This is a genomic window from Nonomuraea soli (genome assembly GCF_013761175.1).
In the GTDB taxonomy this organism is placed as follows: Bacteria; Actinomycetota; Actinomycetes; order Streptosporangiales; family Streptosporangiaceae; genus Nonomuraea; species Nonomuraea soli.
Genome location: NZ_JACDUR010000003.1, coordinates 1,067,945 through 1,081,530 on the forward strand (window position 1 = coordinate 1,067,945; position 13,586 = coordinate 1,081,530).

17 protein-coding genes are annotated in these 13,586 nt (G+C 68.4%); 6 read left to right on the top strand and 11 right to left on the bottom strand.

The genetic code is table 11. From position 1 onward, the window contains the following. Positions 1–29 precede the first annotated feature (29 nt). Positions 30–1,238 (top strand): MFS transporter, encoded by a 1,209-nt coding sequence (locus tag HNR30_RS18030; RefSeq protein ID WP_181610987.1) that lies wholly within the window; start codon positions 30–32, stop codon positions 1,236–1,238. Between the two features lie 40 nt (positions 1,239–1,278). Here HNR30_RS18030 and HNR30_RS18035 read toward each other — a convergent pair whose 3' ends face one another. Continuing rightward, positions 1,279–1,659 (bottom strand): carboxymuconolactone decarboxylase family protein, encoded by a 381-nt coding sequence (locus tag HNR30_RS18035; protein WP_181610988.1) that lies wholly within the window; start codon positions 1,657–1,659, stop codon positions 1,279–1,281. Positions 1,660–1,718: 59 nt separating this feature from the next. Beyond that, the gene (locus HNR30_RS18040; RefSeq protein WP_181610989.1) at positions 1,719–2,099 is read right to left on the bottom strand and encodes a winged helix-turn-helix transcriptional regulator; all 381 of its coding nucleotides are present in this window, start codon (positions 2,097–2,099) and stop codon (positions 1,719–1,721) included. A gap of 68 nt (positions 2,100–2,167) precedes the next feature. On the opposite strand from HNR30_RS18040, the gene HNR30_RS18045 reads away from it, so the two are divergent. After that, on the top strand, positions 2,168–2,818 hold the full coding sequence (locus tag HNR30_RS18045) for a nitroreductase family protein (protein ID WP_181610990.1): 651 nt from the start codon (positions 2,168–2,170) through the stop codon (positions 2,816–2,818). A gap of 20 nt (positions 2,819–2,838) precedes the next feature. Here HNR30_RS18045 and HNR30_RS18050 read toward each other — a convergent pair whose 3' ends face one another. Continuing rightward, on the bottom strand, positions 2,839–3,681 hold the full coding sequence (locus HNR30_RS18050; protein WP_220133633.1) for an alpha/beta fold hydrolase: 843 nt from the start codon (positions 3,679–3,681) through the stop codon (positions 2,839–2,841). Between the two features lie 126 nt (positions 3,682–3,807). Here HNR30_RS18050 and HNR30_RS18055 point away from each other — a divergent pair, with 126 nt between their 5' ends. Next, the gene (locus HNR30_RS18055) at positions 3,808–4,788 is read left to right on the top strand and encodes an AraC family transcriptional regulator (protein WP_181610991.1); all 981 of its coding nucleotides are present in this window, start codon (positions 3,808–3,810) and stop codon (positions 4,786–4,788) included. Between the two features lie 12 nt (positions 4,789–4,800). Here HNR30_RS18055 and HNR30_RS18060 read toward each other — a convergent pair whose 3' ends face one another. Beyond that, on the bottom strand, positions 4,801–5,340 hold the full coding sequence (locus tag HNR30_RS18060; RefSeq protein WP_181610992.1) for a dihydrofolate reductase family protein: 540 nt from the start codon (positions 5,338–5,340) through the stop codon (positions 4,801–4,803). A gap of 334 nt (positions 5,341–5,674) precedes the next feature. Between HNR30_RS18060 and HNR30_RS18065 the strand changes: the two genes are divergently transcribed. Both HNR30_RS18065 and HNR30_RS18070 read left to right on the top strand, forming a co-directional pair. After that, entirely contained in the window at positions 5,675–6,064 is a 390-nt protein-coding gene (locus tag HNR30_RS18065; protein ID WP_181610993.1) for a nuclear transport factor 2 family protein, read from the top strand. Between the two features lie 190 nt (positions 6,065–6,254). Further along, positions 6,255–7,034, top strand: a complete 780-nt coding sequence (locus HNR30_RS18070; RefSeq protein ID WP_181610994.1) for an NBR1-Ig-like domain-containing protein — start codon at positions 6,255–6,257, stop codon at positions 7,032–7,034. 39 nt (positions 7,035–7,073) lie between these two features. Here HNR30_RS18070 and HNR30_RS18075 read toward each other — a convergent pair whose 3' ends face one another. The 4 genes from HNR30_RS18075 to HNR30_RS18090 all read right to left on the bottom strand — a co-directional run bounded on the left by HNR30_RS18075 (position 7,074) and on the right by HNR30_RS18090 (position 10,694). Continuing rightward, on the bottom strand, positions 7,074–8,018 hold the full coding sequence (locus tag HNR30_RS18075) for a SpoIID/LytB domain-containing protein (RefSeq protein ID WP_220133634.1): 945 nt from the start codon (positions 8,016–8,018) through the stop codon (positions 7,074–7,076). A gap of 47 nt (positions 8,019–8,065) precedes the next feature. Beyond that, positions 8,066–8,956: a peptidase inhibitor family I36 protein gene (locus HNR30_RS18080; protein WP_181610996.1), complete on the bottom strand. Its 891-nt coding sequence runs from the start codon at positions 8,954–8,956 to the stop codon at positions 8,066–8,068. Between the two features lie 42 nt (positions 8,957–8,998). Further along, positions 8,999–9,844 carry a peptidoglycan-binding domain-containing protein gene (locus tag HNR30_RS18085; RefSeq protein WP_181610997.1) on the bottom strand — a complete coding sequence of 282 codons (846 nt, stop codon included), beginning with the start codon at positions 9,842–9,844 and terminating at the stop codon, positions 8,999–9,001. 178 nt (positions 9,845–10,022) lie between these two features. Continuing rightward, positions 10,023–10,694, bottom strand: a complete 672-nt coding sequence (locus HNR30_RS18090) for a TetR/AcrR family transcriptional regulator (RefSeq protein WP_181610998.1) — start codon at positions 10,692–10,694, stop codon at positions 10,023–10,025. Positions 10,695–10,821: 127 nt separating this feature from the next. On the opposite strand from HNR30_RS18090, the gene HNR30_RS18095 reads away from it, so the two are divergent. Next, a complete protein-coding gene (locus tag HNR30_RS18095; protein WP_181610999.1) occupies positions 10,822–11,301 on the top strand; it encodes a DUF6326 family protein in 480 nt (159 codons plus the stop codon). A 141-nt stretch (positions 11,302–11,442) separates the two neighbouring features. Here HNR30_RS18095 and HNR30_RS18100 read toward each other — a convergent pair whose 3' ends face one another. The 3 genes from HNR30_RS18100 to HNR30_RS18110 all read right to left on the bottom strand — a co-directional run bounded on the left by HNR30_RS18100 (position 11,443) and on the right by HNR30_RS18110 (position 13,478). Then, positions 11,443–11,868, bottom strand: a complete 426-nt coding sequence (locus HNR30_RS18100) for a GNAT family N-acetyltransferase (RefSeq protein ID WP_181611000.1) — start codon at positions 11,866–11,868, stop codon at positions 11,443–11,445. 227 nt (positions 11,869–12,095) lie between these two features. Further along, entirely contained in the window at positions 12,096–13,022 is a 927-nt protein-coding gene (locus HNR30_RS18105; RefSeq protein ID WP_181611001.1) for a hypothetical protein, read from the bottom strand. A gap of 6 nt (positions 13,023–13,028) precedes the next feature. Further along, complete coding sequence (locus HNR30_RS18110) at positions 13,029–13,478, bottom strand: hypothetical protein (RefSeq protein ID WP_181611002.1); 450 nt, start codon at positions 13,476–13,478, stop codon at positions 13,029–13,031. Between the last annotated feature and the right edge of the window lie 108 nt (positions 13,479–13,586).

A 13,586-nucleotide genomic window follows, 5' to 3' on the forward strand; every position in this document is an offset into this window, starting at 1 on the left:
ACGGGCGTTGGGCGCCAGAAGATCCCGGCATGACGCAGAGCGAGCCTGAGCCGCGTTTGTCCGCGGACTACTGGCGGATGTGGTGGGCGACAGGCGTCAACAGCGTCGGCGACGGGGCGTTCGCCGCCGCTGTTCCCTTGCTGGCCATCATGGTCACTCAAGACCCGCGGCTCATCGCGGTCGTGTCCGCGGCGACGTACCTCCCCTGGCTGCTGCTGTCCCTGCCAGTCGGTGCGATCGTCGACCGGTATGACCGCGTCGTCCTCATGTGGCGCGCCCAGGGGCTTGCGGCCCTGATCGTCGCTGCCCTCGCGGGCTTCGTCGCACTCGATCGGATCGGTATCCCGGCGCTCGCGCTCACCGCCTTCGCCCTGGGAGCGTGCGCGGTCGTCTTCGCCAACGCGGCGCAGGCGGCGCTGCCGGATATCGTCGCCGTCCCGCTGTTGCCCAAGGCGAACGGTCACCAGCAGGCGATCACCACGGTCGGCCTGCAATTCGCGGGACCACCAGCCGGCAGCCTGCTCTTCGCGGTCGCCGCGGCGCTGCCGTTCGGTCTGAACGCCGCCTCGTTCGCTCTGTCCGCCGCGCTACTGGCGACGCTGCCTCGACGAGGACATGTGCGGGACGGCCACCAGCCGATGCGTACGGCGATCGCGGACGGCCTGCGCTGGCTGGTCCGTCACCGGCTACTGCGCACCCTCGCGGTTCTGCTCGGCGTCAACACCTTCTGCTTCCAACTCGGCAACGCCACCCTGATCCTGCTGGCGACCCACACGCTGCGCCTGGACACGCGTGGTTACGGGCTCCTGCTCGCCGGCGCCGCTGTCGGCAGTCTGCTCGGTGGGCTGGTCGGCGCGCGTCTCGTCAAGAGCCAGGGGGAGTTGCGCCCGCTCGTCGCCGCGCTTGTCACGAACGCCCTCGTCTTCGTCGGGATCGGGCTGAGCCCGAACGTGACCATGCTCGGCGCACTCTTGGCTGTCAACGGCTTCGTCACCACGCTGTGGAGCATCGTGACCGTCGGGCTCCGGCAGCGGATCGTGCCATCCGACCTGCTCGGCCGGGTGAACAGCGCTTACAGGATGCTCGGCTGGGGGCTGATTCCGCTCGGGGCGCTGGCCGGGGGGCTGGTGGCGCACGTATTCGGCTTGCGGGCGCCGTACCCGGTGGCGGGGATATTGCGAGCGGTCGCCTTGCTGGTGGCGCTGCCCGTGCTGATCCGCACAATGGGTCCGTCATAAGACCAGCCGCTGGTGCTGGGGGCTCGCAGGCCCCTCCTGATCAACCGCGTCTTTCCGTCCAGGGGTGCTGACGTGCCAAGGTCGGAAGGTCCTCCATGTAAGAGACCGCCCGGCGAAGGAGTGGAATGGCCACCGATCCGCCTCCCACAAGCGCGACCTGCAGCGCCTCAAGCACCTGTTCGCGGGCGACTCGCTCCTCGTCGCATCGCTCCAGGTGGTAATAGACGCACTCCTCGCAGTCTTTCATCACGGATATCACGAGGCCGAGCAGTTCCTTGACCGAGGCGGGCAGGGCGCCGGGCGCGTAGGCTGCGCCGTCCAAGGAGAAGAAGGATTCGAAAAGCGCCCCGCTGCTTCGTAGGAGTTCGTTTCCCTCGGCTCTGGCCGCGCGGAAAGCTTCTGGAGAAGGCGTCACAGTCATGGGGGGCATTCTGCTCTGCCGATAAGGTCCATCTCCAACGATGATTTCTGCACCGGTTATCAGGGTTGCTTATTCCGATGCCGGGCCTGTTCGATCTCGTTGATGTGGTCTTCCGTCCACCGGCGGAGCGCGGTGATGGGTTCGGCGAGACTGCGCCCGAGCGGGGTGAGGTCGTAGTCCACCCGGGGTGGGATGGTGGGGTGGACGGTGCGCGTGATGAAGCCGTCGCCTTCGAGGCTGCGCAGGGTCTGGGTGAGCATCTTCTGTGAGACGCCCTCGATGCGTCGGCTCAGGTCGGTGTAGCGCATGGTGCCTTCGAGGAGGGCATCCACGACGAGGATGGTCCATTTGCCTGCGATGTGATCCAGCACCTGGCGGGTCGGGCACTTCGCCGAGAAGGCGTCGGCCGGTAGTCCGGACGACTCCACGATGGTTTCCATGGAGGGAGAGTAACGCACTAAATAGTGCCTTCTTTCGAATGGAGAGTCACTCTCCGATAGTTAGTGGCATGACGCCTCACATCATGTCTGTCGCCGAAGCCATCCGCACCCGCCGCACCGTCCGTCACTACCGTCCCGATGCGATCCCCGTGGGCACGCTCGACGCGCTCCTCGCTCTTGCCATCGAGGCGCCCACCAGCTGGAACCTCCAGGACCGGTCCATCGTCGCCGTCACCAGTGACGAAGGGCGTGCGAATCTGGCGTGGGCCACCGGTGGTCAGCCGCAGCCGCAGGAGGCGCCGCTCATGCTGGTCTTCGTCGCCGAGCCGCTGTCCTGGCGCGAGGATCGCAGCGACGTGTATGAGCAGGCTCGCCGCAATGGAGCGTGGAACGACGAGTTCATCGCGATGTTCTCCGCGGCGTCGCAAGCCTTCCAGGCGGATCTTGAGGAGCGTGGCCTGTTGCGGGAGTACGCGGTCAAGGATGCGATGATCGCGGCCACCTACGTGATGCTCGCCGCCATGGAGATGGGGCTTGCCACTTCGCCGATGAACGGCTGGGACGAGGTCAAGGTGAAGAAGGCGATCGGCATCGAGGGCCGGAACGACCTGGCCATCGCGCTGCTGATGTCCGTCGGGTATCCGGCGGAGGAGCGTCGCCACCCCGGCCGCCGGGCTCAGGAACGCAACGTGTTCCGTGAGCTGTACGGGCGCCCGTGAAGGCCGCTGCTCCTGAGACCTTAGACGTCGCCCAGGAGCCAGCGCAGCATCGCGGGTGTGGCGGCGAAATGTCCGGCGTGACCGGCGTCGTCTGCCTCGATGAGCGTGGCGGACGGGATGTGGGCGGCCAGCCAGCGTCCGTGCGTCGCCGGGACGACCGTGTCCAGGGAGCCGTGCCAGATCCGCACCGGCACGCCGATCGTCGCAGGGTCGAACCCCCACGGCAGGCCGTACAGGGCGAACTCGTCGTCGATCCACCCCTCCTTGCCTGGCCGTACGGCTTCCGCGAAAGCCGTACGGAGCATGGCCTGGACTTCGGGCTGGGCCAGGACGGCCTGCTCGGCGGGCGGCAGCAGCGCGGCGGGGCTCTGGCTCTCCTCGTCCTCGGCGAACAGCTTGACCAGGGCGTCCCTGCCGATCAGCGCCGCGTCGGAGGAGCGGCGGTTGCTCTCCATCATGCCGGCCGTCCAGTCCAGCCCCTGCGCGTCGCAGGGCGCCAGGCTCGCCAGTGACGCGGCGCGCGTGACGCGGCCGGGGTGACGGGCGGCGAAGGCGAGCGCGTGCGGCCCGCCTCCTGACACGCCGAAAATGGGGAAGCGGTCGAGGCCGAGGGCATCGGCGATCGTGCGGATGTCGTCGGCGGCGTCCACCACCCGGCGTCCGCGGTGCGGCGTGGAGTGGCCGAAGCCGGGCCGGTCGTAGGTGATCAGCCGGATGCCCAGGTCGGTGAACAGCTCGGGGTACGGGTAGCGGGCGAGGCGGCTCATGGGTGTGCCGTGGGTGTACACGACGGGGTTGCCATCGGGCTCGCCCCACTCCTCGACGGCCAGGGTGCGGCCGTCGGCCGCCTTCACCTCACGCACGCTCAAGCTCCTTCACACATGCCGCGGATTCTGGTTTCACCTACGCTATTCGGCCCTTGAAGGGAGGATGCGGTCGGATCGTGCCATAAAGCGGACGAAAGGTGCCATTCGCGTAGGCTCGCGGGTGTGATCGAGGGGACCGTGTCGACCCAGCTGGCCCGGTTGCTGGCCGGCGCCGCGGGTGCGCACGCCGAGCTGGCCGCCTTCGGCGACGAGCTCCACGACGACATGGTGCGCGTGCCGGCGTCGGTCACCGACTCGCTCTGGGAGGCGCTGGCTGACGTCGGCGCCCCGCAGCTCGTCCGCGCCCTGCCCGGCCAGGGGGTCGGGCTGTGGAGCCAGCTGTTCGGCGGGGGCGAGAACCTCCTGGACGGCTTGCGCGACGCCGCCACCTATCTCCCCGTCCTCGCCGATCCGGCGACGGAGTCGATCGAGGTGATCGACGACGGCGAGCTGACCACGGTGCGCCACAGCTCCACGACACGCCTGGCCCCGGCGGTGGCCGCCGCCCGCATCGAGTTCGGGCTCGGGGTGGTGCTCGAACAGGTACGGCGTGCCGGCGGCAGAACCGTCACCCCCGTGCACGCGGGGTTCAGCCGTGCCGCGCCCCGGCGTCACGACGGCCTCGCCGAGCTGTTCGGCAGCGGGAACATCACCTTCGGCGCCGAATCCGACAGCCTGACGTTCCTCACCGCCGACCTCACGGCGCCCCTGCCGTACGTCAGGCCAGGCCTGGCCGGAGTGCTGCGGCAGCATGCCGGCCTCGTGCTGCGTGCCGTACGGCCCGCGTCGACCTGGCACGACAGGTTCCGCGCGGCCGTCGCGGACGCGCTGCGCGACGGCGACTGCTCGCTGCGGGCGGTCGCCGCGCGCCTGACCCTGAGCTCGCGCACGCTGCAGCGCCGCCTGGCCGAGCAGGGCACCACCTGGCGGGCCGAGCTGGAGACCGTACGGCAGGGCAGGGCGGTGCGGCTGCTGCGGGACACCGGCCTCACGGTCGACGCCGTCGCCGATCGGGTCGGTTACAGCGACGCCCGAGCCCTGCGACGTGCCACGCAGCGCTGGCACGGCAGCTCGCCGCGCACCGTACGCGAGCGGCCGACGTGACCGTTGCCCGTCCTACCTTCTGACGTAGTCGAGAAAGAGCGTTCCGCTCCGGCCCTGCTCGACACCCGAGAGCGTCCACGACCGCACGACGTCTTCCGCCTCGAACACGCGCCTGCCCTGTCCCACGACGGCAGGCGCGACGACCAGCCGCATCCGGTCGATGAGTCCGGCGCCCATGAGCGATCGTGCCAGGTGGAGGCTGCCGTGCACGCCGATGTCACCGCCCGGCCGCTGTTTCAGGTCGGTGACGTAGTCGACCGCAGGCGCGTGGGCCACGACCGTGTTCGTCCACGTCGAGGTGAGCTCGCTGGAGGTGACGACGTGCTTGCGCACGCTGTTGATGAAGGTGGCGAAAGGCTCGAAGTCTGAGACGGGCCAGTGCCCGACCCAGTAGTCGTAGGTTCCCCGCCCGAGCAGGACGTCGTCCTGGGTGGCGATGACCTGTCCGAGACAGTCGATCAGGTGATCACCCTCGTCGGCCAGCCAGTCGCCCGGCTCCTCGTAGGCGACGCCGTCCAGCGACATCAGGTGATACAGCACGACCTCGCGCATGGTTGATCCTCTGCTTGGTTGTGTCGATCTCTGTGCATGGCGAGGTTAGGGCCTTACGTCGCGTGAGGTTCAAGAGTGAACAACACGACCCGTCGCGGTTCGAGGGGGTGTACCGGCGCACCTACGAGCAGATCCTCGGCTATGCCGTACGGCGATGCTCTTCCCCGAGGGCGCCGCCGACGTCGTGGCCGAGACGTACGTGATCGCCTGACGGCGGATCGCCGAGCTTCCCCGCGGTGAGGCCGACAACAGGCCGCTGACGGGCGATCGCGTCTCGGGGCCGTGGCTATGATGCTCACTCCGTGCCCGAATCGATCATTGGAAGGCTTCTCACATGGCCGAACACGCCACCCTCGTCGACGAGCTGCGCAAGGCCGAGGGCCGCCTGCAGGCTGCCCAGCTCGCCGGAGACGTCGCAGAGCTCGACCGGCTGCTCGACGACCGGCTCGTCTTCACCGGTCCGCCGGACGGCCGGTGTCACCCCGATGCCAAGGAGCTCGATCTGCACAACCACCGCTCAGGTGTCCAGGTCATGACGAAGGTCGCCCAGGAGGACCTCACCGTGCTCGTCGCGGGGAGCACGGGCGTCACCTGCTTCCTCGGCACGTTGGAGGGCACCTACGCCGGAACGCCGTTCGCCGGGCGGATGGCCTACACCCGCACGTGGGTTCACACGGACGAGTACGGCTGGCGGATCCTGGCCGTTCACGCCGGTCCTGCGTGAGTGGCATGCGGCGCAATCCCGGCCGCACGACAGGCCCCGGCGAGGATGACAGTTCGGGTTGAGGCCGGGCTACGGGTGCTGTTAGCTTCGCACGGTGGACGACAGACGGGCTCGGACGGCGACGATCGAGGAATTCGCGACAGTCCTTCGGGAGTTACGCGACGCGGTCGGTAATCCACCCTTCCGGGAGATGTCCGGCCGGTCCGGGGCGATCTCCCATACGACATTGCACGAGGCCACCAAGGGCAATCGGCTCCCGAGCTGGGAGACGACCGTCGAGTTCGTCAAGGCCTGCGGCGCCGACCCGGCCGACTACCGGGAGCGGTGGGAGGCGGCGAGCCTGGCGGTCAGGTCGACGGGGGTGACGGAGGAACGTCCGGTCGCCGAGCCTCCCGCGCTGCCGGTCGGTAAACGGTTTCAGCTCAGCAAGCCGATCATGATCGCGGCGGGCATCGGCGCGTGCGGGGCGGCGGCGCTGATCGCGCTGCTCGCCGGGCTCGGCGGCGAGCCCGAGGCGCGCGGCCACGCGCCGGCGATCACCGCATCGGTGGCGGCGCTCTCTCCCGCGGACTGTCCGGTGCGCTCCACCAACCCGCCCGCCGCCGCGCCCCTGCACAAGGGCGACGCGGCCATGTTCATCAAGGACGTGACACTCCCCGACTGCACCCGGGTAGGGCAGGGGGAGACCATGACGAAGGTCTGGCAGCTCAAGAACGCCGGCACCGTGCTCTGGAAGGGCTATTCGCTGCGCCGCCTCGATGCCGCGCAGCAGGCCGACCAGTGCCAGACCATCTCCGACGTGCCGATCCCTGACACCCCGCCCGGCGAGACGGTCGACATCCGCACCGATGTCACCACGCCGCGCAAGCCGGGCCTGTGCTACGTGCGGTTCAAGATGGTCGACGCTTCGGGGACGGTCGTGTTTCCCGGGAACCGGCCGATCAACTTCCAGCTCATCGTCGGCGGATGACGATCCCCGCCGTGTGCGCACACGGCGGGAAGATCGAGGTCAGCCGAGGGCGATGCCCCTGTAGTAGTGCCTCAGGATGGCGGCGTAGCTCCAGCCCGCCCTCGCCTTGTCGCGCGAGCCGTACTGCGACATCCAGTCGCCGTCGCTCCAGTTGCCGCAGGCGGTCGTGGTCGAGCAGTACTGCGCGCGGAAGATCTTTCCGTTCCGGGTCAGCCTGGTTCCCCAGATCGCGTCGACGGCCGCGCTGGTCACGGCCTTCGCGGACCCGGGCTTGTAGACCTGGCTCGACGTGTGGTCGTAGACGTCGAAGCACTGGCCGCCCGGCGTCTTCTTGTTGGAGTGCAGCGCCCAGTACCAGCCGAAGTTCTTGACCGCCACGGCGCCGGCCTTGAGCGACTCAGCGGGCCAGCTCGACACCCACTCGTTGGGCAGGACATTCTTGACGTACGTCTTGAAGTCCACCCGCTCCACCCGGCCGAGAGACTTGCGGTAGACGAGGATCGTCGTCGGGAGCCTGGTGTCGGAGCCGTCGGTCTTGCAGCCGGTCGGTGTGCTTCCACCGCCGCCGCTCACGAACTGGTGTGAGGCGTTCTGGTTCTTCAGGGTGGGGCTGAGGTTGCCGCGGCTTCCTGGGCCGAAGTCTTGATACTGGCCGGCGTGGCCGGTGTTGAAGTAGACGCGGACGGTCTTGCTGCTGCGGTTCCAGACGGAGGCGGCTGAGTTCTTGATGCACTGGCCCTTGCCGGCGCCGGGGCCCTTGAAGTCGTAGCAGCTCGGCTGGGTTGTGGCGTAGTCGGCGACCGAGCTGGTGAAGTCGGAGACCGAGCCCTGGTTGTTGCTGTTGAAGTAGTAGCAGAACTCGCCGGAGTCGCAGACGCCGTCGCGACCGGCCGCCGCGGCGGGGGCGGCCGTCGCCAGGAGCGCGCCGCCGAACATCATCGCGGCGGCGACGCCGGCGCTCAGCCGTACAGATCGTGGAGACACGTTCGCCTTCCTCATCGGAGCCTCGGAGATCATCGGAGCCTCGGAGGTCATCGGACGGTGTAGCCCTGGGAGTTCCAGAAGGAGGTGGGGTTCGGGTTCTGCAGGTGCGAGTCGCCGACGCTCTTCGCGGCACGCAACTGGCGGCCGGGGCGCATCTCGACGTGGGTGTGCGCGGAGGCCCTGGTGGACACGCCGCGCCACGACTCGGTGGCGATGACCTGGCCCTTCGCGATCTGCTGACCCACCCGCAGCGAGGAGAGCGGGGCGGTGTGCAGGTAGACGACCGTCTTGTTCACGGAGCGGAGGTAGATGGAGATCGTCGACAGGCCGGCTCGGCCGGTGGCACCGTACTGGACGTTGATGAGCTCGCCCGACACCAGCGACCGCACGTTGGAGCCGACTCCGTACGCGAAGTCGATGCCCTCGTGGCGGCCCGCGGTGCTGGTGTAGCCGTCGAAGCCGCAGGTGATACGGCCGGCCGCCGCGTAGAGCGAGAACGACAGGTTGCTGCGCGCCGAGGTCGAAGGGGAGAACTGGTGTGAGGCGTTCTGGTTCTTCAGGGTGGCGTTGAGGTTGCCGCGGCTTCCTGGGCCGAAGTCCTGGTACTGGCCGGCGTGGCCGGTGTTGAAGTAGACGCGGACGGTCTTGCTGCTGCGGTTCCAGACGGAGGCGGCTGAGTTCTTGATGCACTGGCCCTTGCCGGCGCCGGGGCCCTTGAAGTCGTAGCAGCTCGGCTGGGTCGTGGCGTAGTCGGCGACCGAGCTGGTGAAGTCGGAGACCGAGCCCTGGTTGTTGCTGTTGAAGTAGTAGCAGAACTCGCCGGTGTCGCAGACGCCGTCGCGGCTCGCGGCCGAGACTGGCGAGGCCGCGCCGAGCACGGCGGCGCTCAGCGCTAAGGCGGCGGTCGCGGACATGAGGATGCTGGTACGCGCTCTCATGGTGTGTCTCCTTGAACGAAGGGATGGAGGGAGGTGGGGAGATCAGCGGCGCTGATACTCCTCCCATGTGCGGATGGGCACCTTGGGGCCGTCGTCGGGGCCACGCCCCGACAGCCCGTTCATGCCGAGGTAGTAGTCGCCGGCCTGGCGTTGGGCCTGGGTGGACAGGCTCGGGTCGCTGATGGCGACGGCGTGGATGTGCCACGGCCAGGCGTCCTGCTGGGGATTGCGCAGCCAGGCGGCGAACCCGGCCCTGCGCAACGCGCGAACCCCCGCGGTGCGGGCGGCCGGATCGAGACCGCGCACCGAGATGTCGACCACGCCGCCGCCGTCGTGGGTGCCGACGGACGTGGGATCACCGCCCGGGTTGTAAGAACCCTGGTCCAGCGTGAACCCGCGCCCGAACAGCCGCTCCGCCTCCGTCAGCATGGCCTTCGTCCTGGCGTTGACGACGTAGCCGTCCATCGGCACCCGGCCGCCCGGCTCGATCACGTCGACCACCCTGAAGCGGCCGGCGCCGAGCTTCGTCAGCGAGTTCCTGCCCGGCAGCCCGTTGGCGTCGAGCCCCGACAGGCCCAGCGACCTCTGGTACTTCGCGTAGGCGGTGACGGTGGTCGTGCCGAAGTAGCCGTCCACCCACTTGGCGTCGAGCAACCGCCGGTCGCGCAGCGCCTGCTCGACGAGCAGGACGCTCGCCTTCGCGCCCGGCGTGAGCGTGTCGTCCAGCCGGCGCGGGTCGATCTGCGCCGCCTTCACGGTGACCGCCATGCTCACCGCGGGCAGCGCCGCGGCGCCGCCCACCCGCGCCGCCGCCGCCCCGGGCGCTCCGATCAACGAAGCGGTCAGTACGGCTCCCGCGAGGATGGCGGCGGATGCGGGCAGCTTCATGGGTTCTCCTGAGGTGATTCCTGTGGCGGCGATAACCAAGGTTTCGGCTCGGCATGGTGTCCACAAGGAATCGGTGTTGTCAGGCTGTCCCACATCGTTCGCTGACGCGCTGAACAGGGCTTACACCGGCCCGACAGGGTTTGGGAGCCTGAGGGACCGGGGGCTAGCGGCTGACGTCCTAAGGCGCTCTCAAGGCCTCGAGAGCGGCGAGGACGAGGTCGAGGCCGAAGACGAACTCGTCCGCCGGGTCGTAGCCGGCAGCGGCGAGCACCGCGGCGGACTCGTTGAGGTACGGGTACTTGTCAGGAGGAAGCTGGGGCAGGAAGACGCCCTCGGTCATGTCCGCGAGCTCGCCGGCGGTGTCGAACGGCAGACTGGCTTCCTGCAGGGCGAAACCGTAGACGTAGCTGTCGAGCAACCAGTTGGCGTGCGCCGCCATCACGACCGTGAAGCCGGCCTTCCGCAGGCAGGCGGTGACCGCTTCGCGGTGGCGGAGGTTCGCGGGCCCCGGCGATGTCCGCGACTCCATCAGGCCGATCGCCCACGGGTGACGTGCGAGAACCTGCCGGGCGGACACCGCCCGCCGTCGCATCGCCGACTGCCAGTCGGTCTCGTCGGGCGGGAGCTCGATCTCCTCGAACACGATGTCGATCATGGCGTCCAGCAGCTCTTCCTTGCTCGCCACGTAGTAGTAGAGCGACATCGCGCCCGCGCCGAGCGCACGAGCCAGCCCGCGCATGCTCAGCCCGTCGACCCCGTCACGGTCGGCGAGCTGGAGCGCCTCGGCCACCACCCGCGCCTTGCTCAGCCCGGGGTCTGACGCGGCCTGGCGTGGTTCCCTCGCGGACAACGGGTCTCCTCGCTCTCTCGGACGGCTTGACAATCGCCCAGCGCACGGTCATGGTACAGCGTACTATCCGTAGTACGGCGTACGAAGTACGATGTACGAAAGCGCGCTCCTCAGGAAGGAAGAACCGATGACCGTGCGAACGAAGACCCCGAACCTGCTCGACACCCCGCCGATCCCCGTGCAGGCCAAACTCGCCGCCGCATGGACCAGCTTCATGTTCCTCTACATCTACGTCGACTACTTCCACCTCTACAAGCCGGGCACCGTCGACGGCATCCTGGCCGGCGTCGTCTTCGAGTTCGACGTCAGCCCGATGTTGCTGACCATCTTCACCGCGTGCCTGGCGATCCCGATCCTGATGGTGCTGCTCTCCATGACGCTGCCCGCCCGGGTGAACCGCGCCACGAACCTCGTCGTCGCATCGCTCTACATCCCCTTCTCGTTGTTCAACGCGGTGGGGGAGACCTGGGAGTGGGCCTTCTTCTACGGCCTCTCCATCGGGATCGAGGTGCTGCTCCTGGCCTTCATCCTGCGCTCCGCGTGGACCTGGCCCCGAACCGCCGTCGCCGTCCCGGCCGACCCCGCGATGACCGGCCTTCGACAGTAGGCGTTGGCTCCTACGGCGTGAGGTGTGCCGCAGCGAACACCGGGCCGACCGTGGCCAATTACGTGGAGAACTCGTTCACGAACGGCTCGGTGTCCGTGCCAGGTTCAAACGACTGGCCGGCCGCTACATCGCGCCCGTGAGTCACTCGATCAGGCGACACATCCCCTTCAGCTCGCCGGCGCCGAAGCCGTGACGCTCGTAGAGCGCGGCCCCGTCGGGCGTGGCGAACAGTCCGACGAACGCTCGCTTGCCGTACTGGCCGTGGACATGCTCGAGCAGCCGGCGCATCATCGCGTCGCCCAGGCCGTGCCTGCGGTGGTCGGGGTGGACGACAAAGTCCTGCACGTAGAAGTACATCGCGCCGTCGCCGACCAGCCGGGCCATGGCCACCGCACGTCCACGGTGCTCGATCACCACACACGCCAGGGAGGCGGCCAGCGCGCGCGGGGCAGCAGAGAAGTCCTGGGTGAGCCACCCGACGACCCGGCACAACCGCTCGTATTCGGCGATCGTGGGGGCGCGATCCAGCAGTTGATAGTCCGGTAGGTGAGGGCGGTGCCCACTCAAGGTCGTGCTCCTGGTGCCGTAACAGCGAAAGCATGATCCGGACCAGCCCGGGCAATTCACGGGCTCAGCTCGGAGGACTCCACCATAAGCCCAGATCGAGGGCGACAAGCCACAGGCCACCGCCGAGGCTCGCTGCCTCCGCATCGACCGGCTCCGGCCTGGTCGCCGCCAGAGTCCCCGCAGGCAAGACCACAGCCCGCGTCCGTTCGTCACGCGGGTGAGTGAACTCATGCGGCCCAGATGACCTTGCCATCGGTGTCCACTGTCACCAGGCTGCCCGTCTCGGTGAATCTGGCCGCGACGACGCCCTCGCGCCGCTCGCGGACCTGCCCTTTGACATCGAGCAGTTCCAGCTCGCCATCGTGGACCAGGCCGATCACCGTACCGGAGGGATCGGCGATCACGCCGGCCCGAGCGGCGACGTCGCGCGACCACGTTTGCCGCCCGCTCGGGTCGATGCCGCGAACCTCGGTGTGATGGATTCCGCGTTGGTCAACGTAGCGGGACACCACCGCGCCCCCTCGCGTACCGGCCACGCATTCCCCCGGCTGGTCGAGACTGACCTGAAGGGGAACGACGGTCCCGTCCCTGAGCATCCCACCGCGCTCGCCGGTCAGGATCGCCCAGTCTCCGCCGACGCAGCCACCCCAGAACCCCCCGGCAGGAACGCGCTCCCCTGTCGACCGCCATCCGTCAGCGTCGCGCCGGAAGCGCAGGATCTCACCGCCGCGTACCGTGGGGTCGGCGTAGAGCAACAGAGCGGTCGTCCTGTCGGGGCTTTCCAGCCAAAGGACGTTCTCCACATCGGCGACCGGAAAGCTCTCCTTCTTGCCGTCAGCACGCTGGATCCGGAGCGTAGCTCCCTCGGCGACGACCGTGTCCGCATCGCCCCGCTGGCTCAGCACCTTCCGGGTGGCGGTGGAGAATGCTGCTTCCGGGCACCGGGCCGCACAGACGGCGGCCTGCCTGTCCGTCCACACGCGCCGCCCGTCCGAGGCGTACCCGAGGTGCGATTCGGTCTGCGGTTCGTAGAGAATCGCCCCCGTCGAGGAGGCGGCGACGAAGATCGGCGCACTTTCCTGCTCAACGTGCATGGAACACGACGTGACCGCCACCAGCGCCAGCAGGGACACGATGAGTGCGCGGTGGTTCATCCGCCGTTAGATCCGCTTGGTCTGGAAGCTGCACGTGGGGTCGAGGCCCGGAAGGTCCCAGCGCACCCAGAACTTGACGTAGACCTTGTCCTTCGACGAGGCGGGGATACTGACGGTCACGCTCTTCGTGCCCACCTTGGCCTTGTCGGTGCTCCAGCCGCTCCACCAGGTGTCGGGCGCGTTGTTCTTGTCCGAGTAGACATCGATGGCCACGTCGGTCTTCGATCCGGCGCGACCGCCGATCGTGTACGTGAACTTGGTGAAGACGTCACGCCCCACGCCGTTGAAGTAGTAGCGGGCCGAGCCGCTGAAACCCTTGGGGTCCGACGAGCAGCTGCCGCTGAGAGTCTTGTCGGCCGACACGGAGGCGGTAGCGCCGCCGGCGCCGATGATCGACAACATCAGGCTCGCGGTTCCGACGATCGCCGTATGTCTAAGTACGGTACCCAGTCGCATGGTGCCCTTTCCGTTCCTTGGCTGCATTCATCGAAGGAGCGTAGGGAGCTGCGGTATGCCGCCGGTATGTCGCTGGGCTGCCCGATTGCCGATGATCATGTGCGCAGA